This window comes from Janthinobacterium sp. 61 (genome assembly GCF_002846335.1).
GTDB lineage: Bacteria > Pseudomonadota > Gammaproteobacteria > Burkholderiales > Burkholderiaceae_D > Janthinobacterium.
In genome coordinates this window covers 3984726-4010160 of sequence record NZ_PJMQ01000001.1, presented here as the reverse complement: position 1 = coordinate 4010160, position 25435 = coordinate 3984726, and the positions used below count along the sequence as shown (strand labels likewise).

The 25435-nt window shown below is 62.8% G+C and carries 24 protein-coding genes; 11 read left to right on the top strand and 13 right to left on the bottom strand.

Features of this window, described 5'->3' with window-relative positions; translation table 11 throughout:
- Nucleotides 1–148 precede the first annotated feature (148 nt).
- From CLU92_RS18280 to purB, 5 genes are all read right to left on the bottom strand, one after another.
- Nucleotides 149–418, bottom strand: coding sequence for a GlsB/YeaQ/YmgE family stress response membrane protein (locus CLU92_RS18280; protein WP_101483054.1), 270 nt, complete (start codon nucleotides 416–418; stop codon nucleotides 149–151).
- Nucleotides 419–594: 176 nt separating this feature from the next.
- Nucleotides 595–1170: a YceI family protein gene (locus tag CLU92_RS18275; RefSeq protein ID WP_101483053.1), complete on the bottom strand. Its 576-nt coding sequence runs from the start codon at nucleotides 1168–1170 to the stop codon at nucleotides 595–597.
- Between the two features lie 38 nt (nucleotides 1171–1208).
- Nucleotides 1209–1763: a YceI family protein gene (locus CLU92_RS18270; protein WP_101483052.1), complete on the bottom strand. Its 555-nt coding sequence runs from the start codon at nucleotides 1761–1763 to the stop codon at nucleotides 1209–1211.
- 39 nt (nucleotides 1764–1802) lie between these two features.
- Nucleotides 1803–2327, bottom strand: coding sequence for a cytochrome b (locus tag CLU92_RS18265; RefSeq protein WP_070311507.1), 525 nt, complete (start codon nucleotides 2325–2327; stop codon nucleotides 1803–1805).
- A 186-nt stretch (nucleotides 2328–2513) separates the two neighbouring features.
- Nucleotides 2514–3893, bottom strand: a complete 1380-nt coding sequence (gene purB / locus CLU92_RS18260) for an adenylosuccinate lyase (protein WP_101483051.1) — start codon at nucleotides 3891–3893, stop codon at nucleotides 2514–2516.
- Nucleotides 3894–4170: 277 nt separating this feature from the next.
- On the opposite strand from purB, the gene CLU92_RS18255 reads away from it, so the two are divergent.
- The 5 genes from CLU92_RS18255 to CLU92_RS18235 all read left to right on the top strand — a co-directional run bounded on the left by CLU92_RS18255 (nucleotide 4171) and on the right by CLU92_RS18235 (nucleotide 11637).
- Entirely contained in the window at nucleotides 4171–4785 is a 615-nt protein-coding gene (locus tag CLU92_RS18255) for a glutathione S-transferase N-terminal domain-containing protein (protein ID WP_101483050.1), read from the top strand.
- A gap of 7 nt (nucleotides 4786–4792) precedes the next feature.
- Nucleotides 4793–5821, top strand: coding sequence for a LacI family DNA-binding transcriptional regulator (locus tag CLU92_RS18250; protein WP_101483049.1), 1029 nt, complete (start codon nucleotides 4793–4795; stop codon nucleotides 5819–5821).
- A 312-nt stretch (nucleotides 5822–6133) separates the two neighbouring features.
- Nucleotides 6134–8428, top strand: a complete 2295-nt coding sequence (locus CLU92_RS18245) for a TonB-dependent siderophore receptor (protein ID WP_101483048.1) — start codon at nucleotides 6134–6136, stop codon at nucleotides 8426–8428.
- 15 nt (nucleotides 8429–8443) lie between these two features.
- A complete protein-coding gene (locus CLU92_RS18240) occupies nucleotides 8444–10312 on the top strand; it encodes an alpha-amylase family glycosyl hydrolase (protein ID WP_257561116.1) in 1869 nt (622 codons plus the stop codon).
- On the top strand, nucleotides 10309–11637 hold the full coding sequence (locus CLU92_RS18235) for an MFS transporter (protein WP_101483047.1): 1329 nt from the start codon (nucleotides 10309–10311) through the stop codon (nucleotides 11635–11637). Before CLU92_RS18240 ends, CLU92_RS18235 begins: the two co-directional genes overlap by 4 nt.
- A 54-nt stretch (nucleotides 11638–11691) precedes the next feature.
- On the opposite strand, the gene bfr is transcribed toward CLU92_RS18235, so the two are convergent.
- The gene (gene bfr, locus CLU92_RS18230) at nucleotides 11692–12168 is read right to left on the bottom strand and encodes a bacterioferritin (protein ID WP_034745609.1); all 477 of its coding nucleotides are present in this window, start codon (nucleotides 12166–12168) and stop codon (nucleotides 11692–11694) included.
- A 421-nt stretch (nucleotides 12169–12589) separates the two neighbouring features.
- Here bfr and CLU92_RS18225 point away from each other — a divergent pair, with 421 nt between their 5' ends.
- Nucleotides 12590–13270, top strand: a complete 681-nt coding sequence (locus CLU92_RS18225) for a Fe2+-dependent dioxygenase (RefSeq protein WP_101483046.1) — start codon at nucleotides 12590–12592, stop codon at nucleotides 13268–13270.
- Between the two features lie 232 nt (nucleotides 13271–13502).
- Here the strand turns inward: CLU92_RS18225 and CLU92_RS18220 are convergent, their stop codons facing one another.
- Both CLU92_RS18220 and CLU92_RS18215 read right to left on the bottom strand, forming a co-directional pair.
- Nucleotides 13503–14204 carry an energy transducer TonB gene (locus CLU92_RS18220; protein WP_101484762.1) on the bottom strand — a complete coding sequence of 234 codons (702 nt, stop codon included), beginning with the start codon at nucleotides 14202–14204 and terminating at the stop codon, nucleotides 13503–13505.
- A gap of 17 nt (nucleotides 14205–14221) precedes the next feature.
- On the bottom strand, nucleotides 14222–14437 hold the full coding sequence (locus CLU92_RS18215) for a bacterioferritin-associated ferredoxin (protein ID WP_101483045.1): 216 nt from the start codon (nucleotides 14435–14437) through the stop codon (nucleotides 14222–14224).
- Nucleotides 14438–14843: 406 nt separating this feature from the next.
- Between CLU92_RS18215 and CLU92_RS18210 the strand changes: the two genes are divergently transcribed.
- From CLU92_RS18210 to CLU92_RS27840, 4 genes are all read left to right on the top strand, one after another.
- Nucleotides 14844–15128: a FeoA family protein gene (locus CLU92_RS18210; protein ID WP_101483044.1), complete on the top strand. Its 285-nt coding sequence runs from the start codon at nucleotides 14844–14846 to the stop codon at nucleotides 15126–15128.
- A 2-nt stretch (nucleotides 15129–15130) separates the two neighbouring features.
- Nucleotides 15131–17032: a ferrous iron transporter B gene (locus CLU92_RS18205; RefSeq protein WP_101483043.1), complete on the top strand. Its 1902-nt coding sequence runs from the start codon at nucleotides 15131–15133 to the stop codon at nucleotides 17030–17032.
- A 9-nt stretch (nucleotides 17033–17041) separates the two neighbouring features.
- On the top strand, nucleotides 17042–17323 hold the full coding sequence (locus CLU92_RS18200) for a hypothetical protein (protein WP_101483042.1): 282 nt from the start codon (nucleotides 17042–17044) through the stop codon (nucleotides 17321–17323).
- Nucleotides 17324–17387: 64 nt separating this feature from the next.
- Nucleotides 17388–17549 carry a hypothetical protein gene (locus CLU92_RS27840; protein ID WP_180338540.1) on the top strand — a complete coding sequence of 54 codons (162 nt, stop codon included), beginning with the start codon at nucleotides 17388–17390 and terminating at the stop codon, nucleotides 17547–17549.
- Between the two features lie 30 nt (nucleotides 17550–17579).
- Here CLU92_RS27840 and CLU92_RS18195 read toward each other — a convergent pair whose 3' ends face one another.
- Nucleotides 17580–18500: an AraC family transcriptional regulator gene (locus tag CLU92_RS18195; RefSeq protein ID WP_101483041.1), complete on the bottom strand. Its 921-nt coding sequence runs from the start codon at nucleotides 18498–18500 to the stop codon at nucleotides 17580–17582.
- Between the two features lie 138 nt (nucleotides 18501–18638).
- Here CLU92_RS18195 and CLU92_RS18190 point away from each other — a divergent pair, with 138 nt between their 5' ends.
- Nucleotides 18639–19619 carry an oxidoreductase gene (locus tag CLU92_RS18190; RefSeq protein WP_101484761.1) on the top strand — a complete coding sequence of 327 codons (981 nt, stop codon included), beginning with the start codon at nucleotides 18639–18641 and terminating at the stop codon, nucleotides 19617–19619.
- A 45-nt stretch (nucleotides 19620–19664) separates the two neighbouring features.
- Here CLU92_RS18190 and nagZ read toward each other — a convergent pair whose 3' ends face one another.
- The 4 genes from nagZ to CLU92_RS18170 form a co-directional block, all read right to left on the bottom strand.
- Nucleotides 19665–21206 carry a beta-N-acetylhexosaminidase gene (gene nagZ, locus CLU92_RS18185; protein ID WP_101483040.1) on the bottom strand — a complete coding sequence of 514 codons (1542 nt, stop codon included), beginning with the start codon at nucleotides 21204–21206 and terminating at the stop codon, nucleotides 19665–19667.
- 179 nt (nucleotides 21207–21385) lie between these two features.
- Nucleotides 21386–22996, bottom strand: coding sequence for an FMN-binding glutamate synthase family protein (locus tag CLU92_RS18180; protein WP_101483039.1), 1611 nt, complete (start codon nucleotides 22994–22996; stop codon nucleotides 21386–21388).
- A gap of 236 nt (nucleotides 22997–23232) precedes the next feature.
- The gene (locus tag CLU92_RS18175) at nucleotides 23233–24243 is read right to left on the bottom strand and encodes a M48 family metallopeptidase (protein WP_101483038.1); all 1011 of its coding nucleotides are present in this window, start codon (nucleotides 24241–24243) and stop codon (nucleotides 23233–23235) included.
- A 3-nt stretch (nucleotides 24244–24246) separates the two neighbouring features.
- Nucleotides 24247–25299: a YjgN family protein gene (locus tag CLU92_RS18170; RefSeq protein WP_101483037.1), complete on the bottom strand. Its 1053-nt coding sequence runs from the start codon at nucleotides 25297–25299 to the stop codon at nucleotides 24247–24249.
- Between the last annotated feature and the right edge of the window lie 136 nt (nucleotides 25300–25435).

Sequence of the window (25435 nt, the reverse complement as noted above, 5' to 3'; positions counted from 1 at the left end):
TGCTGGCATAGAGGAGAAAATAGGCCGCCAGCGCGCATTTTTCCGTCCGCTGGCTGTGGTATTTGTCCATACGTGTCTGGGCCGCAATGAGAAATGGCCAGGCGCTTGCGCGACCCGGCCATCTCGTGATGCACGGCGAGTTGCCGGTTTAGCGTATTTTGCCGCGGCGCAAAAGATTCACGATGCCCAGCAGGATGACTGCGCCCAGGAACGAGACCAGCAGCGAGGACATGCTGAAATTGTCGCTATTGATGGTGCCCGTGCCGAACAGGGGCGCCAGCAGCCAGCCGCCCAGGAAGGCACCGACGATGCCGACGACGATATTGAGGAAGATGCCTTGTTGCGCATTTGTTTTCATGACCATGCTGGCCAGCCAGCCGATGACGCCGCCAATAACGATCCAGATAATGAAATTCATGTAGTCCTCCGCGCGGTGGGTAAGTGGGGTTTCATGTTAGAAAAACATCATGCCAGGTGATACTGATGCCACACGATAGAAAAGTCCAGCGGATTTGCTTCGCGCATGCAAAAGCCCGCCTGGCTGCGGGCAGCGAGGCGGGCTTGTCATGCGGCAAGGGGTGCTTTACAGCACCCTTAGTCGGCCTTGATGGCTTCGACTTGAATCGCCAGCTTGACTTCCGGCGAGAAGGCCGGCATGCCGTAGCTCAAGCCAAAGTCGCTGCGCTTGAATTCCGCGCTGGCGTCGGCGCCGCACACTTCACGCTTGTAGCGCGGGTGCATGATGCACTTGAATTTGCTCACGTTCAGCTTGACGGGCTTGGTCACGCCCAGCAAGGTCAGCTCGCCATCGACTTCCACCAGCTGATCGCCGTTGAACTTGAACGACTTGCTCTTGTAGGTGATTGCCGGGAATTTTCCCACATTGAACATGTCTGCTTTTTTCGCGTGTGTGTTCATGGCGTCGAGGCCGAAATCGATCGAATCGGCATCGATGACCAGGTCCAGGCTGCCCGTCTTGGCAGCACGGTCGAGGGTGACCGTGCCCTTGGTCTTGTTGAACTTGCCGCGCCAGACGGACATGCCCATGTGATCTGCTTCAAAGCTGGGGAAGGTGTGCGTCGGGTCGAGGTTGTAAGTGTCGGTAGCGGCCATGGCCGAACCCGCGCCGGCTACTGCCAGTACGGCGATCATCAAATGCTTCAATTTCATTGAATTCCTAATTAAGTTAAACAACAGATTTTCGGGCGTTACTGAGCAGAAACATGAAACTTAATAGTGACCTCGTCGGCAACCATGCTCGTGTCTTTCCACTCGCCTTCGCCGATGTTGTAGGTCAGGCGCTTGATCGGCAGGGCGCCGTCGAAGGCATATTTGCCGCCATCGGCTTTCACCGTCAGGGGGAAGGTCACGTCGGTCGTCTTGCCTTTGATGCTCAGTTTTCCGCTCACCGTCAGCTTGCCCGCGCCGGCGGCCTTGATGCTGCTCGAGACAAAGGTAGCTTTCGGGAACTGGGCCGAGTTGAACCATTCTTTCTTGGCCACTTCCTTGTTGTACTCGGGGTCGCCGATATCGATGCTGGCCGTGTCGATTTCCACTGACGCTTTCGAGGCGTCCGGCGTGGCCGGGTTGTAATCGATGGCGATATTGAATTTCTTGAACTTCGCTTCCACGGGCACGTTCATTTGCTTGAACACGGCCGACACGCTGGTCTTGGCGGGATCGACTTTCAGCAGGGTGGCTGCGGTGGCGGCCACGGACAGGCCCAGCAGGGAAGCGAGGACGAGGCGTTGGGTGGTTTTCATCTTGTTTTTTCCTGTGTTTCAGTGAGCAAGGGGAGGACGTTAAGGCAACATGCGCTTGAGCACGCCATCGCGGTCGATGAACTGGTGCTTCAGCGCTGCCAGCACATGGGCGGCCACAGCGGCGGCCATTGTCATGTTCAGAACATAATGAATTTCTTTTAAAAGCGGCTTAAGTTCCGGGTTCGGCGCCATGATGACGGGCAGCTGGAATAATCCAAGGTACACCACCGGCACGCCAGCGGCCAGGGTGTACAGGTAGCCGGAAATGGGCACGGCGAAGATCAGGATATACAGCAGCACGTGCATGGCGTCGGCCGCCTTCTTTTGCCAGGCAACCATGCTGGCCGGGTGCGGCGGCGGCACGTTGGCCTTGCGCCACAGCAAGCGGATGGCGGCGATGGCCAGCACGGTCACGCCCAGCCATTTGTGCCAGGAGAAATATTTGAGCTTGGTGGGCGTCAGGCCGGGAATGTCCGTCATGACCAGGCCCATGACAAAGGCGCTGATGATCAGCAGGGCGGTCAGCCAGTGCAGGATGATGGCGGTGGTGGTGTAGCGTTGCATCGGTGGCTTTCTTGAATGTAGTACGTATTAGGACTAATTCGGCCTAATATACCAAAGAAAAGCAAATGGCGCTGCGTGCTGCAGATTCTACAAGAAAGACTGCCGGAAAAACTGCGGGGCGGGCAGCATTTATGTGCTGGCCGCCCCGCAGGAGTGGATTTGCCTGATCCGGATAGCGATGGTCGCTTAGATCGCCTTGGCCAATTGCGCCGCGATACCGATGTAGTTAGCCGGTGTCATGGTCAGCAACACATCCTTGGCATCTTGCGGAATGGCCAGGCCATTGACGAAGGTTTGCAGCGCCTCTTTCGAGATGCCCTTGCCGCGCGTCAATTCTTTCAGTTGCTCGTACGGATTTTCGATGCCATAACGGCGCATGACGGTTTGCACGGGCTCGGCCAGTACTTCCCAGGTCGCGTCCAGGTCTTGCGCCAGGCGTGCGTGATTCACTTCCAGCTTGTTCAGGCCGCGCAGGCAGCTGTCATAGGCCAGCAAGGTGTAGCCCAGGCCCACGCCGATGTTGCGCAGCACGGTCGAATCGGTCAAGTCGCGCTGCATGCGCGAGACAGGCAGTTTTTCCGACAGATGTTTTAGCACGGCATTGGCCAGGCCCAGGTTGCCTTCCGAGTTCTCGAAGTCGATCGGGTTGACTTTGTGCGGCATGGTCGACGAACCGATTTCGCCCGCTTTCAGCTTTTGCTTGAAGTAGCCCAGCGAGACATACGTCCAGATGTCGCGGTTCAGGTCCAGCAAGATCGTGTTGGCGCGCGCGAAGGCGTCAAACAGTTCGGCCATGTAGTCGTGCGGCTCGATCTGGATGGTGTACGGGTTGAACACCAGGCCCAGGCGCTGTTCGATGACGGCCTGGGAGAATGCGGGCCAGTCGAAGCCGGGATAGGCCGACAGGTGGGCGTTGTAATTGCCGACGGCGCCATTCATCTTGCCGAGGATTTCCACTTGTTCGATGCGTTTCACCGCGCGCTGCAAGCGGGCCACGACGTTGGCAAACTCCTTGCCCAGGGTGGTCGGGCTGGCCGTCTGGCCGTGCGTGCGCGACAGCATCGGCACGTCGGCATTGTCGTGCGCGATCTGCGTCAGCTTGGCCACCAGGCCGTTCAATGCCGGCAGCATCACGCCATCGCGCGCGGCTTTCAGCATCATGCCGTGCGAGGTGTTGTTGATGTCTTCCGAGGTGCAGGCGAAATGGATGAATTCCGACGCCGCCACCAGTTCCGGCACGTCCGCCACTTGTTCCTTCAGCCAGTACTCGACAGCCTTGACGTCATGGTTGGTGACCGCTTCGATGGCCTTGATGCGGGCCGCGTCGGCTTCCGAGAAGTCAAGCGCCATCTTGTCGAGCAGGGCGGTCGCTTCTGCCGAGAAAGGCTTGATTTCGGCGAAACCGGCTTGCGACAGCGCTTGCAGCCAGGAGATTTCCACTTTCACGCGGTGGTGCATGAAACCGGCTTCGGACAGGATCGGGCGCAGCAGATCGGTCTTGCTGGCGTAGCGGCCATCGAGCGGAGACAGGGCCGACAGCGTGGAATACGGAGTAGTAGAAGTCATGAGAGCGGACGCAAGTTAAAGAAACGGTTGGCGTGTGGCGCGCGGGGAGGGCAGGGCTATTGCAATACAGCAATACTGACGGCGCCACAGTAAAGGGCGATTTTACCACCGCTGGCCGCTGGCCAGCCGTCCGTCGGCGGTGGATGGCCCCCATTCTGGCCGAATCCGGCCCCGATGCGGCGTGCCTGCCACACCTGAGGCAGCGCCAGGCGCGTGCTGCCAAACGCCGCTGCCGCCGATGCTATACTGATTGCTGCTCCTTCACCTTAAAGTACCTATGAAACTGATCGGCTCCCTCGCCAGCCCGTATGTCCGCAAAGCCCGTATCGTGCTGGCGGAAAAAAAGCTCGACTATGTCTTCGAGCTGGAAAACGTGTGGGTGCCGGAAACCCGCATTGCCCAGGCCAATCCCTTGGGCAAGGTGCCCTGCCTGGTGATGGAGGATGGCAGCACGCTGATCGATTCGAAAGTCATCGTCGAATACCTCGACACGCTCACGCCCGTGTGCAAGCTGCTGCCGGCCGGCGGCAATGGCCGCGAGCGGGCCGATATCAAGAACTGGGAAGCGCTGGCCGACGGCATCCTTGACGCGGGCGTGCTGGTGCGCCTGGAGCGCACGCAGCGCCCTCCCGAGCAGCAAAGCGCGGCCTGGATCGCGCGCCAGCTCGACAAGATCACGCTGGGCCTGGCCGCGCTCGAGGCGCGCCTGGGCGAGAGTGCGTATTGCGCCGGCAAGAACTACACCTTGGCCGACGTGGCCGTGGGCTGCACGCTGGGCTGGCTCAGCTTCCGCTTCCCGGAAATCGACTGGCGTGCGGACCATCCCGCGCTGGCGCGCCTGTTCGACAAACTGTCCGAGCGGCCATCGTTCAAGGACACCGTGCCGCAGTGAGCGTACGATGACCGGTACCGATTCGAAGGCGCAGCAACGCCTGCAGATGGCCGATATCGCGCGCCTGGCTGGCGTATCCACGTCCACCGTGTCGCGCGCGCTGAGCGGCAGTTCGCTGGTCAATGAAGAGACGCGCGCGCGCGTCATCGCGCTGGCCCGTTCGCTCAAGTACTCCATCAATATCGGCGCGCAAAACCTGCGCCTGAAACAGAACCGCACGGTAGGCGTGGTGGTGCCGTATGACGCAGCCACGCGCCAGCACCTGTCCGACCCTTTTTTCCTCAGCATGCTGGGCAGCCTTGCCGATGCGCTGACGGAGCAGGGCTTCGACATGCTCATCTCGCGCGTGGATGCCGAAACGCTCGATGCTGCCGCCCAGTCTTTCGATAGCGGCCGCGTGATCGGCATTATCCTGATCGGCCAGTGGCGCCACCATGAACAACTGAATCAGCTGGCCGCGCGCCAGGTGCCCATCGTCGTGTGGGGCGCGCAATTGCCGCAGCAGCTGTATTGCACCGTCGGCGGCGATAACGTCGCCGGTGGCAGGCTGGCCACGGAACACTTGCTGGCGGCGGGGCGCACGCGCATCGCCTTCTTTGGCGACGCCAAGCTGCCCGAAGTGGCGCAGCGCCACCAGGGTTATGCGCAGGCGCTGGCCGCGCAGGGTTTGGTGCCCGACCCGCAACTGTACGTGGCCGGCTCCTTCCTGCCGCAGGGCGGCGCGACGGACGTGCAGGAATTGCTGGACCGCCGCCTCCCGTTCGACGCCATCTTCGCCTGCAGCGACTTGCTGGCCATGAGCGCCATCAGTGCCCTGCGCGTGCGCGGCGTGGCCGTGCCGGAGCAGGTGGCCGTGGTTGGCTACGACGATATCGAACTGGCCGCGTATTTCCATCCGCCGCTGACCACCGTGCGCCAGCCGATCCGCGCCGCCGGGCGCGCGCTGGTGGCCTCGCTGCTGGCGCTGGTCGACGGCGCAGCAGCGCCATCCCAGCAATTGCCAACCGAGCTGATCGTACGCGCCTCGGGCCGCTGAGGTGGGCATGCTTCATCGGTTGCAACCGATTGCAATAATTTAGATTTACCTCCTATATTTTCATGCTGCAGTGCCGCATGAAAAGCCCTGTTTGCTCAGCGTATAAGCGCTTTTTAACTCTTCTCCCTTCGTATTATTCTCTTAAAAACAACATAAATTTCATGTTGCAGTGCTCGATTGCAATCGATTGCAATAAATTCTTATTCGTTGAATAATGACGTACCGGCTCAGCCAGCGCGCCACGGCATGCAGCGGCCAGGACTCATAACAAGCGGATACCTCGATGTATCGGCATACAACACTGGAGACAAGATGAAGACACGTACTGCTCAACGCGGCTGCATGGCCGCAGCCGTCGCCCTGGCCATGCTGCAATTGGGCGCGGCCCAGGCACAATCCACCGGCGACACCGCCAGCGCCGCCCCCGCCGATGGCCTGAACCTGGAACGCATCGTGGTCACGGGCACCACCGGCGGCACGTCGAAAATGAAATCGAGTAATTCCGTCAGCAGCATGGAACTCGACACCATCCTGCACAATGCGCCGACCAGCGCCGCCGAAGTCCTGCGCTCGGTGCCGGGCTTGCGGGCCGAGTCTTCGGGCGGCGAAGGCAATGCCAACATCACCGTGCGCGGCCTGCCCATTTCCGCCGGCGGCGCGCGCTATGTGCAGATCCAGGAAGATGGTTTGCCGGTGCTGCAGTTTGGCGACTTCAACTTCACCACGCCCGACAGCTTCGTGAAAATCGATTCCACCCTGGACCACCTGGAAGTGGTGCGCGGCGGCTCGGCCTCCACCCTGGCCACCAACTCGCCGGGCGGCATCATCAATTTCATCAGCAAGAATGGCAAGGAGCAGGGTGGCAGCGTGGCCATCAGCCGCGGCCTGGGCTATGACCAGACCCGCGTGGACTTCGACTATGGCGCGCCGCTCTCGGAGCGTACGCGCTTCTTCATCGGCGGCTCCTGGCGTACGGGCGAAGGCATCCGCCACAGTGGCGTCAACAGTGAAAAGGGCGGCCAGATCCGCGGCAATGTCACGCATGAATTCGACAGCGGCTTCGTGCGGCTGTCGTTCAAGCACCTCGACGACCAGTCGCCCACGGCCCTGCCGGTGCCGGTCAGCGTGAGCAATGGCCGCATCACGGAAATCGCCGGCATCGACCCGCGCAAGGCCAGTTTCTATTCGCCGTACTGGGTGCCCGACATGGTGCTGAACAAGGATAACCAGCGCGTGGCCACCCGCGTCAACGACGGCTTGCACGTGAAGAGCGACACCGTAGGCCTGGAAGCATCATTCAAGCTTGGGCAGGGCTGGAGTGTGAGCGAAAACTTCCGCTACGCAGACAATTCCGGCCGCTTCACGGGCGTCTTCCCGTCGAATAACGGCAGCGACGGCAGCTATGTGTTTGCGAGCGGGCCGAATCGGGGCAAGCCTTATGTCGGCCGGGCCTTTTCCGCCGTGGTGTTCAATACCTCGATCGACGACGCCAGCAATACCCTGAGCGACACCAAGCTGGCCAAGACTTTTGTTCTCGACAGCGGCAAACTGACCACCACGGCCGGCCTGTACCTGTCGCAGCAAAAGCTGGGCCTGACCTGGAACTTCAATGAATACCTGATGCAGGCCACGGGCGACCAGCCGGCGCTGCTGCAAACGGCCAGCAGCACGCCAGGCTACATCGGCCCGGCCTTCGGTGCCTGCTGCTCGCGCGCCGTCGACATGGAGTACCGCACGACGTCACCATACCTGAACCTGGCCTGGGAAAGCGGTGCGCTGAATCTCGACGGCGGCCTGCGGCGCGACCGCCAGCATGCCAGCGGCACGGCCAATATCGCCACCGGCGCGCAAGCCTATCTGCCGTCGACGGTGCAGCAGGTCGACTACACCTTGGGCCACACCTCGTACTCGCTGGGCGCGAACTACAAGCTGCAAGCCAACCTGGCCGTGTTTGCCCGTGTCAGCGAAGGCGTGGCCTTCAATGCCGACCGCATCCTGTTCGGCACGCCCTTGGATGGCAGCGTGCCCGTGGCCATCAATACCGTGCGCCAGCTTGAAGGCGGCGTGAAATGGCGCCAAGGTCCTTTGAGTACCTTCGTCACCGTGTTCCAGGCCAAGACCAAGGAAAGCAATTACGAAGCGACTACCCAGCTGCGCACGGCCAACAGCTATGAAGCGAAGGGCGTGGAACTGGAAGCGGCCTACAGCACGGGCGACTTCCGCATCAATGGCGGCCTGACGTTCACGGATGCCGAGATCACGGGCACGGCAGCGGCCGATGTGGCGCTGATCGGCAATACGCCGCGGCGCCAGGCGCGTGTCGTGTACCAGCTCGCGCCTACCTATGAATGGGGAGCGGCTACCTTGGGCGCCAGCCTGGTCGGCACGGGCAAGTCGTGGGGCGACGATGCGCATACGATCACCTTGCCCGCCTACCAGGTGCTCAATGCCTTCGTCAATTACCAGCTTACGCCGCAAATGCAGGTGGCGCTGACGGCGAACAATCTGCTCAACAAGATCGGCTATACGGAAGTCGAGGGTGATGGCCATGCTGCCCGCTCGATCACGGGGCGCGCCGTCAAGGTCAGCCTGAAATACGCATTTTAAGCAAGGATAGGATTCATGATGTCGATACGCAGCCCCCTGGCGCGCCTGCTGGCGCCGCTCCCCACGCCCTTGCGCAACGATGCGGCGCGCCGCTACGCGCGCCAGGAGGCGGTCTTGCTTGACCGCCTGGGCAGCCTGTATGGCCAGCGGCCGGACTTCCTGCCCTGGCTGGGAGACCTGATGGAAAGCGTGGGGCGGCTATACGCGGCGCGCGCGCCGGCGCTGCTGCGGCAAGATGCGCAGCGCGAAGCGCAGCCGGACTGGTTTGCCAGCCAGTCCATGCTGGGCTACAGCGCCTACGTGCAGCGTTTCGGCGGCAACCTGCAGGGGGTGGCCGCGCGCATTGCCCACTTGCGCGAACTGGGCGTGACGTATCTGCATTTGCTGCCATTTTTGCGGCCGCGCGCCGGCGAAAGCGATGGAGGCTTTGCCGTCGCCAGTTTCGAGGAAGTCGACCCTGCGCTGGGCAGCAATGCCGACTTGCAGGCATTGACTGCGCAGCTGCGCGCAGCCGGCATCAGCCTGTGCTCGGACCTGATCCTCAACCATGTGGCCGACGACCATGCGTGGGCGCTGGGCGCGAAGGCGGGCGATCCGCTGCTGCGCGATTTTTTCCACACCTATCCCGACCGCGCGCAGCCGGACCGCTACGAGCGAACGGTAGGCCAGGTTTTCCCGCAGGCGGCGCCGGGCAATTTCACCTTCGTGCCAGAGCTCCAGCGCTGGGTCTGGACCACGTTTTATCCCTACCAGTGGGATTTGAACTACGCCAATCCGGCCGTCTTCGCGGCCATGGCCTGCGCCATGCTGGGCCTGGCCAACAAGGGCATCGAAGTATTCCGTCTCGATTCGACGGCCTTCCTGTGGAAACGCGAAGGCACGGACTGCATGAACCAGCCTGAAGCCCACAGCCTGCTGCAAGCTTTGCGCGCCATCGCCGACCTCGTTGCGCCTGGCGTATTGCTCAAGGCCGAAGCCATCGTGCCCACGCCCAAGCTGCCCGCCTACTTTGGCAGCGATGCCGCGCCCGAATGCCATATCGCCTATCACAGCAGCCTGATGGCCGCCGGCTGGGGCGCGCTGGCGGAGGAAAGCACGGATCTGCTGCAGCAGGTGATCGCCGCCACGCCACCGCTGCCGCCGGCCGCAAGCTGGCTCAGTTATGTACGCTGCCACGATGACATCGGCTGGAACGTGCTGCTCAATGAAGCAGGCGCGGACGGGCCGGCGCGCCTGGCGCGCATCGCGCAGTTCTTTGCCGGCACGCCGGGCACCGGCAGTTATGCGCGCGGCGCCGCCTTCCAGAGCAGCAGCGCCGACAAGGCGCATGGCAGCAACGGCATGGCCGCCTCGCTGGCCGGCCTGGAAAGCGCCACTACGGTGCAGGAGCAGGAATACGCGTTGCGGCGCCTGCTGCTGCTGCATGGCCTGGCCTTGAGCTTTGGCGCTTTGCCGGTGCTGTACATGGGCGATGAACTGGGCATGACCAACGATTACAGCTACACGCAGCGCGCGGACCGGGCGATGGACAGCCGCTGGCTGCAGCGCCCGGCGTTCGACGACAGCCTGCTCGCATGGCGCCACGATGGCGTGAGCGCCAGCGGCCGGCTGTACCTGGCGCTGCGCCAGTTGATCGACGCGCGCAGGCGCTTGCCGGCCCTGGCCGCTGCTGCGCCGCGCAGCGTGCTGCCCGCCGACACGCCGGCCGTACTGGCGCTGCTGCGCGGCGACGCGTTTCTCAACCTGAGCAATTTCAGCGGCGCCAGTCAGCGCTACACCTTGCCAACAGGCGAGTGGCGCAACAGCCTCGATGGCAGCGTGCTGGCCGGCACCGTATGTCTGCAGCCCTGGCATATGCTGTGGCTGGAAAGGGAACCGGCATGAGCGACGCCACCACGCACCGCCCGCATCTGTCGTTCTGGCAGATCGTCAACATGAATGTCGGTTTTTTCGGCATCCAGTTCAGCTTCGGGCTGCAGCAAAGCAGCATGAGCCCCATCTACAAATACCTGGGCGCCGACGAGGCGAGCCTGCCATATTTGTGGCTGGCCGGTCCCATGACGGGGCTGCTCGTGCAGCCCCTGATCGGCGCCATGAGCGACCGCACGGTGACGCGCTGGGGCCGTCGCACGCCGTACTTCCTGATCGGCGCCATCCTGTGCAGCCTGGGCCTGCTGGCCATGCCGTTCAGTCCTACCCTGTGGATGGCCGCCAGCCTGCTGTGGATACTCGACGCGGCCAACAACGTGACGATGGAGCCATACCGCGCCTTTGTCAGCGACAAGCTGGACAAGAAGCAGCATTCGCTGGGCTTTCTTACGCAAAGTGCGTTTACGGGGCTGGGGCAAACGCTGGCCTACCTGACCCCATCGCTGCTGGTCATGCTGGGCATGAACAAGGATGCCGTCAATGGCAGCCATATCCCGCATATCGTCATCGCCGCCTTCCTGATCGGCGCCGTGTTCTCGCTTGCCTCAGTGCTGTGGACCCTGAAGACGACGCCGGAATACCCCCTCACGGCGGCCGAGCTGGCGGCCATCCGCAGCCGCCCGCCGGGCTGGCGCCACACGCTGGCCGATATCGGCGCGGCCCTGCGCGAGATGCCGCCGACGATGAAGCAGCTGGCCATCGTCAACCTGTTCCAGTGGTACGCCATGTTCTGCTACTGGCAGTACATTGCGCTGTCGCTGGCAGCGACCCTGTTCCACACGACGGACCCCGCGTCGCAAGGCTTTCGCGACGCGGGCCTGCTGAACGGGCAGGTGGGTGCCTTCTACAATTTCGTCGCCTTTGTCGCTGCCTTTGCGCTGGTGCCGTTCACGCGCCGTTTCGGCCCCAAGCGCATGCACAGCCTGTGCCTGTGCGCGGCCGGAGTGGGCATGCTGAGCATCCCGCTGATCCACAGCCCGGCGCTGCTGTTGCTGCCCATGCTGGGCGTGGGCCTGGCCTGGGCCAGCATCATGGGCAATCCCTACATCATGCTGGCCGGCTGCATTCCGCCCGAGCGCACGGGCGTCTACATGGGCATCTTCAACATGTTCATCGTCATCCCGATGATCATTCAGATCTTCACCCTGCCCCTGTATTACCGCAGCTGGCTGGGCGGCAATCCGGAGAACGTCATCCGGCTGGCCGGCGCCCTGTTGCTGTGCGCTGCGGTGGCGGTGCTGTTCGTCAAGCTGCGCCCGCCGCAGGCCACAAAGACTTGAGGACGGACGTAAAAAAACCGGCTCTGCCGGTTTTTTTACGATGCTGCGAAAGGATTACTCTTCAATCGCCATCTGGCTTTGCAGATAATTCTGAATACCGACTTTGGCGATCAGATCGATCTGCGTTTCGAGCCAGTCGATATGCTCTTCCGTGTCTTCCAGGATCATCAGGAACAGGTCGCGCGAGACGTAGTCGCCCGCTTTTTCGCTGATGGCGATGCCTTCCTTGACGGTGGCGTGCGCGGCGCGTTCCAGTTTCAAATCGCATTCCAGCATTTCCGGCGTGTTCTCGCCGATCAGCAGCTTGTGCAGCGCTTGCAGGTTAGGCAGGCCGTCGAGCATCAGGATGCGGTCGATCAGCTTGTCGGCGTGTTTCATTTCGCCGATCGATTCTTCGTATTCCTTCTTGCCCAGCTTTTCCAGGCCCCAGTGCTTGTACATGCGCGCATGCAGGAAGTACTGGTTGATGGCCGACAGTTCGTTGGTGAGCTGTGCGTTGAGCATGCGGATGACTTCTTTATCGCCCTTCATGGGATTTCCTTTGTTCTGTGTCGCGTTCGATGATGAAACCGGAGGCTGCTGGCGTTCACTGCCGGGTGGCGCAGGGCTGCCTGGTGGCGCGCAGGTTGCCGGTCTCGCTATGCCCGCATGATAGCGCAAAATATGGGCGTTTCTTGCTGTGAAACGGTGTTTTTCCGTCTATTTAACGTAAATATCGTGCGAATAAAACCCATTCTCAAATGGATTGCCAGATTTTTCCGTTTTTTATTTGTCAAGGAAAATGAAGGCCATTCTCATTCGCGTTCATGCCGTCTGTCGTGCGTTTTCAGCGGGCCTGGATTGTCGCGTGGAAACGGCGCAAAAAGTTTGCGACATTCTTGCCTTTACGTATTCTTGGCTGCTGGTGGCGATGCGATAATCACCGGGGAAACTCACTACAAAGGATAGCAAGATGATGCTGCATATACCCGGCGTGCTGACACCGGAACAGGTGACGCATTTTCGCCAGCGCCTGGCGCAGACGGACTGGGTCGACGGTCGCGCCAGCGTCGGGGCGCAAGGCGCGCAGGTCAAGCGCAACCGCCAGCTGGCCGAGGGTTCGCCGCTGGCGCTGGAGTTGGGCGAGATCGTCAGCCGCGCGCTGATGGCCAATCCGCTGTTCTTTTCGGCCGTGCTGCCGCTGCGCATCCTGCCGCCGTTCTTCAACAGCTACGCGGGCGGCGAGCACTATGGTCTGCATATCGACGGCGCCATCCGCACGCCGAAAAACGGCATGCAGTCGATGCGCGCGGACGTCTCCTCGACCGTGTTCCTGAGTGAGCCGGATGAGTACGAAGGCGGCGAGCTGGTGGTGGTCGATTCCTACGGTACGCATGAAGTGAAGCTGCCTGCAGGCGACGTCATCGTGTATCCGTCGAGCAGCGTGCATCAGGTGTTGCCCGTCACCAGTGGCGAGCGCATCTGTTCATTCCTGTGGACGCAAAGCATGGTGCGCGAAGACTGGAAGCGCAGCATGCTGTTCGAACTCGATCAGAACATCCAGAGCGTGCGTGGCGAGCACGGCGATTCGCCGGCGACGGTGGGCTTGACGGGGCATTACCACAACCTGCTCAGGATGTGGGCGGAGATGTAAGGCTGGGGTCAGACCCCCGGCGACGTTGGCGCTGAACTTTGCGTTGGCGGTGTTGAGGGTCTGACCCCATAGCGCGCTGCGCATCTGGCAAAAAAAAGTCTGCCTGGCCCGGGGATGGTGGCTGGCAGACTGAAACAAGCAAATCGCTTGACTAAAAACAGGGTGCAAAAAAGCAAGCAGGCACACGGTGCGATGCTTGCGGGCTGGCAGCGGCGCAAGGGCCGCCGGAAGGCTAGCTCAGTTGGAAGGTCAGGGGCACGAGCACGTACACGGGTACGGGCTTGCCGTTTTCGATCATGGGCTTGAACAGCGCGCGCTGCGCGGCCTGGCGGCCCGCTTCATCGAGGTTGCCGTAGCCGGTCGATTTATGGATCAGGATTTGCTCAGGCAAACCTTTTTCATTGATCAGAATGCGCAATACCACGGTGCCGCTCTCGCCCAGGCGGCGCGACAAATTCGGGTAGATCAGTTGCGGTGCCTTGATATATTCGACGCTGCTGACGGTGCGCGGTGCCGCGGGTGCAGGTGGTGACGGCGCCGGTGTCGATGGCGCTGCCGGCGCGGCGGCGGCCACAGGCGCCGCTTCTGCGCGCGTAGGCTGTGGCGGCGTGATCGTCGGTTCGCTCGGCGCCACGGCGATCAGCGGCAGCGGCGGGATCACGGCGCGCGGCACGGGAGCGCTCAGTTCCACGGTTTTCGGTACGGACGGTGCCGGGGGCTTGGGTGGCGCCGGCGGGGCGATGATGCTGATGGTGGTGATGGTCGGCATGGCCGCCGTGACGACGCGGCTCAACAGGCCGCTCTGGATGGCGTAAAAGCCGGCGATATGCAGGACGACGATGGCCATCAGCGGCGCGAACTTGTTGCGCTTCTTGTCGAAGTTGGCAAATTGTTGCACGGCCTGCACCGTTACGGGCGGGGGCATCATCGTCATGGCGTTCATCGCTTTCTTTAGTTTGTCAGTACGGCTCGCATCAATACGGTTTCTTGCAGTACCACGGTGGCGCTCAAGTGATCGTTCAGCACTTCCCGCGCGCAGCTATGGCATTTGCCGCAGCAGGTGGCCACCCCCAGGTCGCGGCGCAGTTCGGCCATGCTGGAGAGGCCAAGATCGACGGCTTGACGGATTTCACGATCAGATATGTTGTTGCAGACACATACAATCATTGATACACCTTCTGGCTGGATGATGAATAGACACTAGTACCCTGAAGCATTGTTGCTAGTGTTTTAATGAGAATCATTATCATTACGTTTCATTGTCGCGCAAAGTGCAGGACAATGCAAGCGATTTTGATCAAGTGTGCGGCGCTTGGCGGCTCGGCGCGGCAGCTTGATATGCGCTTCGCGCGCATGGCGCAGCCCTTGACAGGGGCCACTCTCCGGGCCAAATAAAAACAATTCGCATTCATGTTTATAATGCTGGTATTGTCTCGGACGGTCGCCGTCTGGACAGTTTGAAAGGCCGCTTGTCGGTAATGCGCAACAGTTGCGTTTTACCTCACAACACCCAGGGCATGCGCCGCGCGCAGCAGTCTGTCCCCGGTGTTCTTAATTTGAACGGAATTTGCTCATGACACTAGTTCCACCCCTGATGACGCTCGACGCGCTGGCAGTCGGCCAGAGCGGCACGGTGTTGCATATCACGCCCCACGCGGCAGGACAGACGGAAGACGGCGTCGATCTCGCCCGCCGGTTGATGGAGCTGGGATTCGTTCCTGGCGAACGACTCCGCATGCTCAAGCGCGGCATGCCCGGCGGCGACCCGCTGGCCATCAAGGTCGGCAATGCCACGTTCGCACTGCGCCGCTTCGAAGCGGCGCTGATCACGATTCAACCGCTGCTTCAACCGGAATAACCATGGGTGCTGTCGAAACTATCGTCGATGCGGGCGCGCACAAAGCGCCGCATCAGCCACAAATTGCCTTGCTGGGCAACCCGAATTGCGGCAAGACCGCCCTTTTCAACCGTTTGACGGGTGCGCGCCAGAAAGTGGCGAACTACGCCGGCGTGACCATCGAGCGCAAGGAAGGCCATTTCACTTCGCCCGCCGGCACGCCCGTGCGCCTGCTCGATTTGCCGGGCGCCTACAGCCTGTCCGCCACCACGCCCGATGAAGCCATCACGCGCGACGTGGTGGGGGGATTGCGCAAGGGCGACCCGCGCCCGGACGCCATCATCTGCGTGGTCGACGCCACCAATTTACGCCTGAACTTGCGCCTGGTGCTGGAAGTCAAGCGCCTGGGCTTGCCCATGCTGCTGGCCCTGAACATGACGGACGTGGCGCGCAAGCGCGGCATGCTCATCGATACGGCCAAGCTGTCGCTAGAACTGGGCATGCCCGTGGTGGAAACCGTCGCGGTGCAGCACGACGGCGAAAAAGCCCTGTTGAACGCCATTGACGCCATGCTGCCGCTGCCGGTCGTGGACGCAAAACCGCTGGCGGCCATCGATGCCGTCAGCGTCGAAGAAACCCAGCGCGAAGTGCGCCGCATCCTGGCAGCCGTCAGCAATAACACCAGCGACACGGGCAACCTGACGGAAAAAATCGACGATGTGGTGCTGCACCCCGTGTTCGGCCCCCTCATCCTGGCCGCGCTGATGTTCCTGATCTTCCAGGCAGTGTTTGCCTGGGCTGCCACGCCGATGGAAATGATCACCGATGGCGTGGGCCACCTGGGTGCCTTGCTGACGGCGAACATGCCCGATGGCCACCTGAAAAGCTTGCTGGTGGAAGGCATCATCGGCGGCGTCGGCAGCGTGCTGGTATTCCTGCCGCAGATCCTGATCCTGTTCTTCTTTATCCTGAGCCTGGAAGACTGCGGCTACCTGCCGCGCGCGGCCTTCCTGCTGGACCGCCTGATGGGCGGCGTGGGCCTGTCGGGCCGTGCCTTCATCCCGCTGTTGTCGAGCTTTGCCTGCGCCATTCCCGGCGTGATGGCGGCGCGCACCATCCAGAACCCGCGCGACCGCCTGGTCACCATCATGATCGCCCCGCTGATGACGTGTTCGGCGCGCCTGCCCGTATATGCGCTGATCATCGCCGCCTTCATCCCGCAGCGCCAGGTGTGGGGTTATCTGAGCCTGCAAGGCCTGGTGCTGTTTGTCCTGTACTTCGCCGGCATCATCTCGGCCATGGCCGTGGCCTGGGTCATGAAGCGCGGCATGGGCGTGCGCGGCAACCAGCCGCTGATGCTGGAACTTCCAGCCTACCACTGGCCCCATCTGCGCAACCTGGCCGTCAGCCTGTGGGAGCGCGCGAAGATCTTCCTGACGCGCGTCGGTACCATCATCCTGAGCCTGATGATTATCCTGTGGTTCCTCAGCACCTTCCCCGGCGCGCCGGACAACGCGATCCATCCGCCGATCTATTACAGCCTGGCCGGCATCCTGGGCCGCGGCCTGGAAGTGATCTTCGCGCCCATCGGTTTCAATTGGCAAATCTGCATCGCGCTGGTGCCAGGCATGGCGGCGCGCGAAGTGGCCGTCGGCGCCCTGGGCACCGTGTACGCGCTGTCGCAAACGGGCGACGCGCTGGCCTCCACCCTGGAACCGCTGATCGCCCATTCCTGGTCAATGGCCACCGCGCTGTCCTTGCTGGCCTGGTATGTGTTCGCGCCGCAGTGCCTGTCGACCCTCTCCGTGGTGAAACGCGAAACGGGAGGCTGGCGCTATCCGCTGCTGATGGCCGGCTATATGTTCGCCCTGGCCTACGCAGCCTCGTTCATCACGTACCGCGTCGCTCTGATGCTGGGCGCTTAGGAGTACACCATGTGGCAAACCATTATCGTCGCCCTGATCGTCGCAGCCGCGCTGCTGCATTTTTCGACCAAGTACCTGCCGGCGGGCGTGCGCCGCGCCATCGTGCGTGGCCTGGTGCGCTGCGGCCTCGATGAGGCGAAGATGTCGACCTTTTTCAAGGTGGCGCCGGGCTGCGGCAGTGGCTGCGGTTCCTGCGGCTCCTGCGACAGCCCACCGCCGCCATCCGCCACGCCGCCGGCCGATGGCAGCAGCAAGCGCGTGATCCTGATGCAGGTGCAGCGCCAGGACTGATGTACGTCTAGGCACGGGCCCGCCCGTCGGCTACACTGGGGTTTCCGCATGGCAAGGAGTGGCAATGGCGATACTGTTGATCTTCATGTTTTTGTTTGCGATCGCCTCCTGGCTGCTGGCCAGCCGGCGTGGGCGCAATGGCGGCGCCTGGTTCTGCATCGGCCTCTTCCTCGGGCCGTTTGCCTTGCTGGCGGTGGCCGCTTTGCCGCCCGTCACGCGGCCCTGAACGTAAAAAAACCCGCTGCTGCGGGTTTTTTTACGCCTGCGTGCCCGCGTGACGCAGCCGGTACTGGCGCGGCGAGCAGGCCATGACGCGCTTGAAGGCGTGGCTGAAGGCGCTGTCCGAATCGTAGCCCAGCGCCTGCGCAATCGACGTCACTGTCGCGGCATTGTCCCTCAGGCGCCGTGTGGCAAGGCGCATGCGCCAGCGCAGCAGGTAGTCGAGCGGCGTCACGCCCACCCTATTCTTGAAGTGCAGGGAAAAGGCCGAGCGTGACTGCCCCGCGACGGCGGCCAGCTGCTGCAAGGTCCAGCGCCGCGCCGGCTGCGCATGCATGGCCTCGATGGCGGCGCGCAGCCGGGGATCGGCCAGCGCGAACAGCCAGCCCACTGGATGCGAAGCCTGCGCTGCCAGGTACTGGCGAAGCATTTGCAGCAGCATCATGTGGCCCAGGTGGCGCGTCATTAGCGCCGCACCGGGCGCCGTCGCCTGCAATTCCTGCGCCAGCCGTTGCAAGGCCCAGTGCAGCACGCTGGCCTGGTCCGTATCGCCGCGCAGGTGCAGCAGCGGGGGCAGGCAGTCGAGCAGGATGGTCGCTTCGTCGCCAAAGCTGAAGCGTCCACCGATAAGGAAAAAATCATGTTCCGGCGCGCCGTGGCGGGCCACGCCCTGCGGCGCGTGCCGGTACACTTCCAGCGCCGAGGCGGCTGGCAAGCCGGGTGTACTGGCCAGGGTAAACGCGCGCCCAGGCGCGAGCAGGAAGCAGTCGCCCGTTTGCAGCTGCACGGGAGCGTCGATGCCCGCGACCGTCAGCCAGCAGCCGCCTTCGATCACGGCGTTGAACTTGATGCCCTCCGGCGGCGGAAAGTCGATGGCCCAGTCGCCACCCGCCTTCAGGCCCGCAAAATAGGAACTGCGCGTATCAAGCAGCGAGAGTACATCGGAGAGTAAATCCATGGTGGGGTTCAGTTCTGGACGATGGCGATAGTATTGCAGATTTTACGCCATTCACAGTCCAGTTCCTTGCGCGCAAAATGTCCATCTCGCCAGCCATTCGGACTGGCTCTACTTGCAAAGGCAGACCCCATGGGCAGCATCGACAATAAACAAACTCCCCTGCACTCCGGCTTCGACGCCACTACGACCGCCACCGAGGCGCTGGCCGGCCGCGACCTGTCCGGCGTGCAGGCCATCGTCACGGGCGGCGCGTCGGGCCTGGGGCTGGAAACGGTGCGCGTGCTGGCCGGCGCCGGCGCCCGCGTACTGGTGCCGGCGCGCGATCCGCATCAGGCGCAAGCGGCCTTGATTGGCATGGCCGGCGTGGAGGTCGCCGCGCTCGACCTGCTTGATCCGCAAGCCATCGACCGCTTTTCCGCCGCCTTTCTTGCCAGCGGCCGCGCCCTGCACGTACTGGTGAATGGCGCCGGCATCATGGCCACGCCCCTGCTGCGCGATGCGCGTGGCTACGAGGCGCAGTTCGCGACGAATCACCTGGGGCATTTCCAGCTGACGGCGCGTTTGTGGCCCGCCTTGAGGCGGGCGAAGGGTGCACGCGTGGTGTGCGTGTCGTCGCTGGGACACCGGCAGGCAGGCGTGGACCTGGACGACCCGCATTTCCTGCATCAGCCGTACGACAAGTGGCGCGCGTATGCGCAGTCGAAAAGTGCCAATGCGCTGTTTGCCGTGGAACTGGACCGGCGCGCTGCGACGCACGGCGTGCGCGCCTTCTCGCTGCATCCGGGGGCCATCCTGACGCCGCTGGTGCGCCACCTGGACCTCGATGACCTGCGCCGCGTGGGCGCGCTCGATGAGGCCGGACAGGTGAATCCGCCGCCGCAATCGGGTTTCAAGAATGTGGCGCAGGGCGCAGCCACGGCCGTCTGGTGCGCCACCAGCGCGCAGCTCGAGGGTATTGGAGGCGTGTATTGCGAGGATTGCGATATCGCCGCCCTGGCACCTGGCGACAGCACGGGGCCGGGCGTGCGGCGCTGGGCCGTCGATCCTGCGCAGGCGCGCCATCTATGGGCGCTGAGCGAGCAGATGACGGGCGTGCGCTTCGATTGCGACGCAGAATAGAACATGCCGGGTAACGCCCGGCATGTGCAGGAGGGCGGCGTGGTCTTACGCCTTGCCCGCCAGCTTTTCCACCACGGGCACCAGCGCGGCCGGGCGGCAGCCGAAGGCGGCAAGGCGACCTTGCGCGTGCGGCGCCAGGTCCAGGTCGTAGGGCAAACGGCCCGCCACCAGCCACAGCTTATCCTGCGGCAGGGCCTCGACGAGGCGGCGCTGGCCGTCGACGAACATGGCGTTATACGTTTGCAGCACGATCTGCTGCGCGCCTTGCGCAAAGGCGATCGCGGCATCGACCTCTTCGTCCAGCGCTTCGGCCGACAGCGCATATTCGCGTACGTCCAGGCCCGCTTCGAGCAGCGCCGGCAGCATGGAGCTGCGCGCTTCCTTGTTGCGGCCCAGCGCCACTTCATCGATTTCGCTGCGCGAACGCACTTCCACCGTCAGCAGGGTCACGGGCAAGCTGGCGTCCAGCGCGCGGTATTCGCCCTGCACGCGTAAGGCGGCCTTTTGCAGCAGCTGCGACAGGGCCATGGCGGCCGGCTGCATCAGTGCAGGCGGGACGACGGGGCGCGAGCGCCAGTCGCGCACGGCGCGGTTGCGCTTGAGTTCAAGAACGCGCGCACAAGCTGCGTCGATGCGGGCCATGGGAATGTCACCGCGCTCCACGGCGGCGACGACTGCCTCGATGGCGGCTGTCTGCTGCGCTTCGCGGTGCGAGATGAGGACGATGTCGGCCCCCGCCTGCAAGGTGGTGATGGCGCCCTGGGCGATGCCGATGCCGTCGGCAATGGCCGCCATTTCCAGGCAGTCGGTGATGACGACGCCCTTGTATTTCATCTCGCCGCGCAGCAGGTCCGTCAGCACGCCTTTGGACAGTGTGGCCGGCACGCTGGTGTCGGCCTCGAAGGCGGGGAAGACCACGTGCGCCGTCATGATGGCGTCTACGCCGCCGGCAATGGCGGCGCGGAAGGGCGCCAGTTCGACGGCGTGCAGGCGTTCCTTGTCATGCGGGACCAGGGCCATGGCGTAATGCGTGTCGATGGCTGTGTCGCCGTGGCCGGGGAAATGCTTGGCAGTGACGGCCACGCCGCTGGCGCGCTGGCCGCGCATGGCCGCCATGCCGTAGTCGATGACGGTGGCGGCATCCTCGCCATACGCGCGCACGCCGATGACGGGGTTGTTGCGGTTGTTGTTCACGTCCAGCACGGGGGCGAGCAGCAGGTTGATGCCCACCTGGCGCATTTCATCGCTGCTGATCCGGTTCATGCGTTCGCAATCCTCGATGGAGCCGGCCGCCTGAAAGGCCATGGCCGCGGGAATTGGCGTGACGCCCTGCTCGATGCGCATCACCATGCCACCTTCCTGGTCGATGGAGATGAGCAGCGGAATGTCGGACACTTCCGCGTTGATTTCCTGCAGTTCGCGGCACAGGGCTGACACTTGCGCGGGCGTGTGCACATTGCGGCGGAACAGGATCACGCCGCCCACCTTTTTTTGGCGTATCAAGGTCTTGATGTGCTCGTCCGCCTGCAGGGCGTCGAAGCCCACCATGAATAACTGTCCTACTTTTTCGCGCAAACCCTGTTCCATGCTGCAACTCCTCCGGTATTCATTGTGATGATGGCAGACGTATTGTGGCCCGTGGCGACGCGGCGCGGCCGTCACCGGAAAAGCTGCCTTGTTTTGTGCTTGTTTTGGTATTGTATTGGATTCAGGTTTTTGCGCAAGTGGTTATTAAGTGGTATTGCTCAACTTGCGCAGCGGCCATCTCAATCCAGGCGCTGGAACGATACCGCCTGGGCCTTGGGCCAGTACAGGCCGAACACGGGCGGCAGCTGCGGCAGCTGGCTCGGGTCGAGCAATTGTCCCGCTTCCAGGAAGGGCAGCAGGGCCGAAGCCAGTTTCACCTGGTTCGGCGAGATGCGCCGCACCAGATGATGCGGGCGCAGTTCCTGCGGGTGCGCGAGGCCGGCGGCGGCGATCAGTTCGGCCAGCGCCTTCATGGTGTTCTGGTGGAAGTGCGCCACGCGGGCGATCTTGTCGGACACCACCAGTGCGCGCTGGCGCTGCGGGTCTTGCGTGGCCACGCCCGTGGGACAGCGGTCCGTGTGGCAGCTTTGCGACTGGATGCAGCCCAGCGCGAACATGAAGCCGCGCGCTGAATTGCACCAGTCGGCGCCCAGTGCCAGCAATCGGGCGATGTCGAAGGCCGTGATGATCTTGCCCGAGCAGCCGATCTTGATCCTGTCGCGCAGGTTGGCGCCCACCAGGGTGTTATGCACGAGCACCAGCGCTTCCTGCAGCGGCGTGCCCACATGGTCCGTAAATTCCAGGGGCGCCGCGCCCGTGCCGCCTTCGCTGCCGTCGACGACGATGAAGTCGGGCGTGATACCCGTTGCCAGCATGGCCTTGACGATGGCGAAAAACTCCCATGGATGGCCGATGGCCAGCTTGAAGCCCGTCGGCTTGCCGCCCGACAGGGTGCGCAGGCGGTCGATGAAATGCAGCATTTCCATTGGCGTGGAAAAGGCGCTGTGCGCGGCCGGCGAGACGCAATCCTCGCCCACCATCACGCCGCGCGTGGTGGCGATCTCGATGGTCACTTTCGGGCCGGGCAGCACGCCGCCGTGGCCCGGCTTGGCGCCCTGCGACATTTTCAGCTCGATCATTTTCACTTGCTCGGAGCTGGCGTTGGCGATGAAGCGTTCTTCCGAAAACGTGCCGTCCTGGTTGCGGCAGCCGAAATAGCCGGAGCCGATTTCCCATACCAGATCGCCGCCGTTTTCGCGGTGGTAGGGGCTGATGCTGCCTTCGCCCGTATCGTGCATGAAGCCGCCGCTGCGCGCGCCGCCGTTCAAGGCCAGGATGGCGTTGGCCGACAGGGCGCCAAAGCTCATCGCCGAAATATTGAAGACGCTGGCCGAATACGGTTTGTCGCGCGGGCAGTCCGGGTGGTTGCCGATCTCGATGCGGAAATCGTGGCCCGTGACCTTGGCGGGGGCGATGGAATGGTTGATCCATTCGTAGCCCGTCTGGTACACGTCGAGCTGGGTGCCGAATGGCCGCTTGTCCGTCTGCTCCTTGGCGCGCTGGTAGACGATGCTGCGCTGGCTGCGCGAGAACGGCGTCGCTTCGCTGTCGCTCTCCAGGAAATACTGGCGGATTTCGGGGCGGATGCTCTCGAAGAAAAAGCGGAAATGCGCGAGGATGGGGTAATTGCGGCGCAGGGCGCGCTTCGTTTGCAGCAGGTCGCTGAAGCCGACCAGGGTCAGTGCACCGGCCAGCAGGGGCAGCCAGTAATGGTCATAGTAAAACAGGGACAGGACAAAGATGGTGGCCGTCGCAATGAAGGTCAGGTAGCGAAATGGTACTAGGTGCATGGGCACTCCGGTGAAGTCAGACTGATATTGCTGAGTGTACCGGTGATTTGTAGATCTTGCTGACTGGAAAAGTGTGCTGTTAGAGCGGTGCTATCCATACTTGCAACGCCTGACAAAACCGTAGCGAGCGGCAGTGATTTGTGGCCGAGAAGCGCAACCGTACTCTGTACGGGGGCGCCGAGCCGGTGAGCATCGCCGGCCGCAAAGCGCGACGCGCAGTAGGTTTTGTCAGGTGTTTACCGTTGTGCGGCGCGGATGCGTTCGACCCGTTCGGCGCTGGCCGGATGGCTCGACAGGTAGGGCGTGCCCTGGTCCAGCTTGCCCAGGGCGACAAACACTTGCGCCAGGTGTTCCAGCGGGATGCCATTCTGGCGCAGCATGGCAATCGCATAGTCGTCCGCGTCGCGTTCGACATCGCGCGAATACTTCAAATCCAGCAACAGCGGCGGCACGGTGGCCACCACCGTCGACACGTCGCCGAACAGCAGCGCCGCGCCGGCGCCCACTGCCGAGGTCTGGATGATGCGCCGCGTCAGGTGGCGCTGCTGCAAATGGCCCAGCTCATGCGCCAGCACGCCCATGATGGCGGCATCGTCCGGCAGCAGTTCCACCATTTCATCGGTCAGCACGATGTCGCCCGACGGCAGGGCAAACGCGTTCGGACCGATCTTGCTCTTGCGGAAAACGATGCGGTGCTCGGGCGTGCTGTCGCCGGGCGTGGTCAGCCGCGCGAACTGGCTGCGCAAGGCTTGCTGGCGTACGCCAGTGAGCTTGCTCGCTTCAAACACGTGCTGGTCGAGGAAATCAAGCACGCCCTGACCCAGCTGGCGCTCGACGGACTGGGGAATCGCATAAGCGATGCCTTTCGCCACGACCGGCAGCAGGTACTGATAGCTGAGCCACAGAGCCAGCACGGTGGCGACCGTGGCCAGCAGGGCGCCGCGCCAGCTTTGCTGCAGCCGCACCACCCAGCCATCGCGGTGGCCCGTATCGTGCAGCAATGCGTTGAAGGCCGCTTGGTCGGCGATTTCCAGGTAGGCGCCGTCGGGAAAGCTGACCTTGCGCACGGCGTGGCTGCTGCGTTCGGACACGTGCAGTTCGCCCAGCGGACAGCTGCGCTCGATGTCGCCCGTCAGCACGGCCACGCCATCGCGCACGGACAGTTTCACGTGGTACAGGCGCGAACTCTGGCCGTCGAAATAGCGGGCGGCCAGAGCGGCGTGGTCTTCTTGCGTGTTGGCGTTCATTGCTTACATCGACAGGTCGAAGTCCAGCAGGTCGGCCATGCCTTCGCCGGTGGCCGACACTTGCTGGCCCGTGGCGGCGACAAACTCGTCCAGGCTGCCATGCACCAGCATCGACGTCGCCTCCAGGCGGTACTTCAGCCAGCGCACGTGGGCGAATGGCGCGAACAGGCCCAGCGTGACGACGACGCCCAGCAGGTTGGTCAGCATGATGAAGGTGGTGCGGCCCCAGGTCAGCTGCGACTGGAACTGGTGCTGCTGCAAGCGCGTGTGGTTCCAGATCAGGTTCTGGATCATGGTCAGGAACAGGGGCAGAACGGTAAACGCCCACAGATACAGGGCGCCGATGGCAAACATCAGGCTGCCGACCTTGGTGGCGTCGTTGGCATGCGCAGCAAACGAGGCAAACACGCTGCCGAAGACGACGAAAATGAGCACCAGCAGGCCGCCCAGCAGCAGCGCAAAGAACAGCAGGTACGTCTTGTAAAAGCTGCCGACCGTGGCGTCAAAGCTGAACGGGCTGGTGCCGAAACGGCTTTGCGTGTGCTGGAAGCGCTTCAGGCGCTGGTGCAGGAACGGCGTCATCAAGCCAGCCGTGAAGGTATTCAGGATAGGCAGCCACAGGAAGTATTTGTAGGCTTCCTTGGCGCTGCCGCCGAAACCGAAGCGGATGCCGCGGTAACTGGTGTTGTACAGCTTGAACTGCAAGCTTTTCCATACCAGCCAGGGCAGGATGGCGGCCAGCAGTACGAACATCAGCAGGCCCACGATGGGCGAGACACGCAGGGCGATGTTGTAGCCGGCGATCAGCACGACGGCCGCAATGCGGCCCTTCAGGATGGCGACGGCGTTGCCGTGGTATTCGAAGCTGCTGCCCGCCAGGTGGGTGCTCGAATAGAAATAGCGGTTGCGGCGCACCTTGGCCCAGGCGGAATAAATGCCCAGGGTGACGATGCTCAGCAGCAGGTTGACGATCCAGATACGGAAGTATTCGCTGCCGGTGGCGCTGAAGGTGATGGCTTCGCGCTGGGGCGTAGTGTTGTTTGTGTCGAAATCCACAGAGGAGTTCCTTACTTATTGGAAACAAAACACGATAAGGGAAGATTGAAAAGTTATCAATTGAAAATACTGTTTTTCGCAATTTCTTTTGGTGTGCAGCCCCTTCCGCCGCGATTTTCCCGTCCCGGCTATACTG

What these genes read in the sequence shown, in the direction of transcription:
- CLU92_RS18280 (WP_101483054.1), bottom strand. Translation starts at nt 418, where the DNA reads ATGAATTTCATTATCTGGATCGTTATTGGCGGCGTCATCGGCTGGCTG.
- CLU92_RS18275 (WP_101483053.1), bottom strand. Translation starts at nt 1,170, where the DNA reads ATGAAATTGAAGCATTTGATGATCGCCGTACTGGCAGTAGCCGGCGCG.
- CLU92_RS18270 (WP_101483052.1), bottom strand. Translation starts at nt 1,763, where the DNA reads ATGAAAACCACCCAACGCCTCGTCCTCGCTTCCCTGCTGGGCCTGTCC.
- CLU92_RS18265 (WP_070311507.1), bottom strand. Translation starts at nt 2,327, where the DNA reads ATGCAACGCTACACCACCACCGCCATCATCCTGCACTGGCTGACCGCC.
- purB (WP_101483051.1), bottom strand. Translation starts at nt 3,893, where the DNA reads ATGACTTCTACTACTCCGTATTCCACGCTGTCGGCCCTGTCTCCGCTC.
- CLU92_RS18255 (WP_101483050.1), top strand. Translation starts at nt 4,171, where the DNA reads ATGAAACTGATCGGCTCCCTCGCCAGCCCGTATGTCCGCAAAGCCCGT.
- CLU92_RS18250 (WP_101483049.1), top strand. Translation starts at nt 4,793, where the DNA reads ATGACCGGTACCGATTCGAAGGCGCAGCAACGCCTGCAGATGGCCGAT.
- CLU92_RS18245 (WP_101483048.1), top strand. Translation starts at nt 6,134, where the DNA reads ATGAAGACACGTACTGCTCAACGCGGCTGCATGGCCGCAGCCGTCGCC.
- CLU92_RS18240 (WP_257561116.1), top strand. Translation starts at nt 8,444, where the DNA reads ATGATGTCGATACGCAGCCCCCTGGCGCGCCTGCTGGCGCCGCTCCCC.
- CLU92_RS18235 (WP_101483047.1), top strand. Translation starts at nt 10,309, where the DNA reads ATGAGCGACGCCACCACGCACCGCCCGCATCTGTCGTTCTGGCAGATC.
- bfr (WP_034745609.1), bottom strand. Translation starts at nt 12,168, where the DNA reads ATGAAGGGCGATAAAGAAGTCATCCGCATGCTCAACGCACAGCTCACC.
- CLU92_RS18225 (WP_101483046.1), top strand. Translation starts at nt 12,590, where the DNA reads ATGATGCTGCATATACCCGGCGTGCTGACACCGGAACAGGTGACGCAT.
- CLU92_RS18220 (WP_101484762.1), bottom strand. Translation starts at nt 14,204, where the DNA reads ATGACGATGATGCCCCCGCCCGTAACGGTGCAGGCCGTGCAACAATTT.
- CLU92_RS18215 (WP_101483045.1), bottom strand. Translation starts at nt 14,437, where the DNA reads ATGATTGTATGTGTCTGCAACAACATATCTGATCGTGAAATCCGTCAA.
- CLU92_RS18210 (WP_101483044.1), top strand. Translation starts at nt 14,844, where the DNA reads ATGACACTAGTTCCACCCCTGATGACGCTCGACGCGCTGGCAGTCGGC.
- CLU92_RS18205 (WP_101483043.1), top strand. Translation starts at nt 15,131, where the DNA reads ATGGGTGCTGTCGAAACTATCGTCGATGCGGGCGCGCACAAAGCGCCG.
- CLU92_RS18200 (WP_101483042.1), top strand. Translation starts at nt 17,042, where the DNA reads ATGTGGCAAACCATTATCGTCGCCCTGATCGTCGCAGCCGCGCTGCTG.
- CLU92_RS27840 (WP_180338540.1), top strand. Translation starts at nt 17,388, where the DNA reads ATGGCGATACTGTTGATCTTCATGTTTTTGTTTGCGATCGCCTCCTGG.
- CLU92_RS18195 (WP_101483041.1), bottom strand. Translation starts at nt 18,500, where the DNA reads ATGGATTTACTCTCCGATGTACTCTCGCTGCTTGATACGCGCAGTTCC.
- nagZ (WP_101483040.1), bottom strand. Translation starts at nt 21,206, where the DNA reads ATGGAACAGGGTTTGCGCGAAAAAGTAGGACAGTTATTCATGGTGGGC.
- CLU92_RS18180 (WP_101483039.1), bottom strand. Translation starts at nt 22,996, where the DNA reads ATGCACCTAGTACCATTTCGCTACCTGACCTTCATTGCGACGGCCACC.
- CLU92_RS18175 (WP_101483038.1), bottom strand. Translation starts at nt 24,243, where the DNA reads ATGAACGCCAACACGCAAGAAGACCACGCCGCTCTGGCCGCCCGCTAT.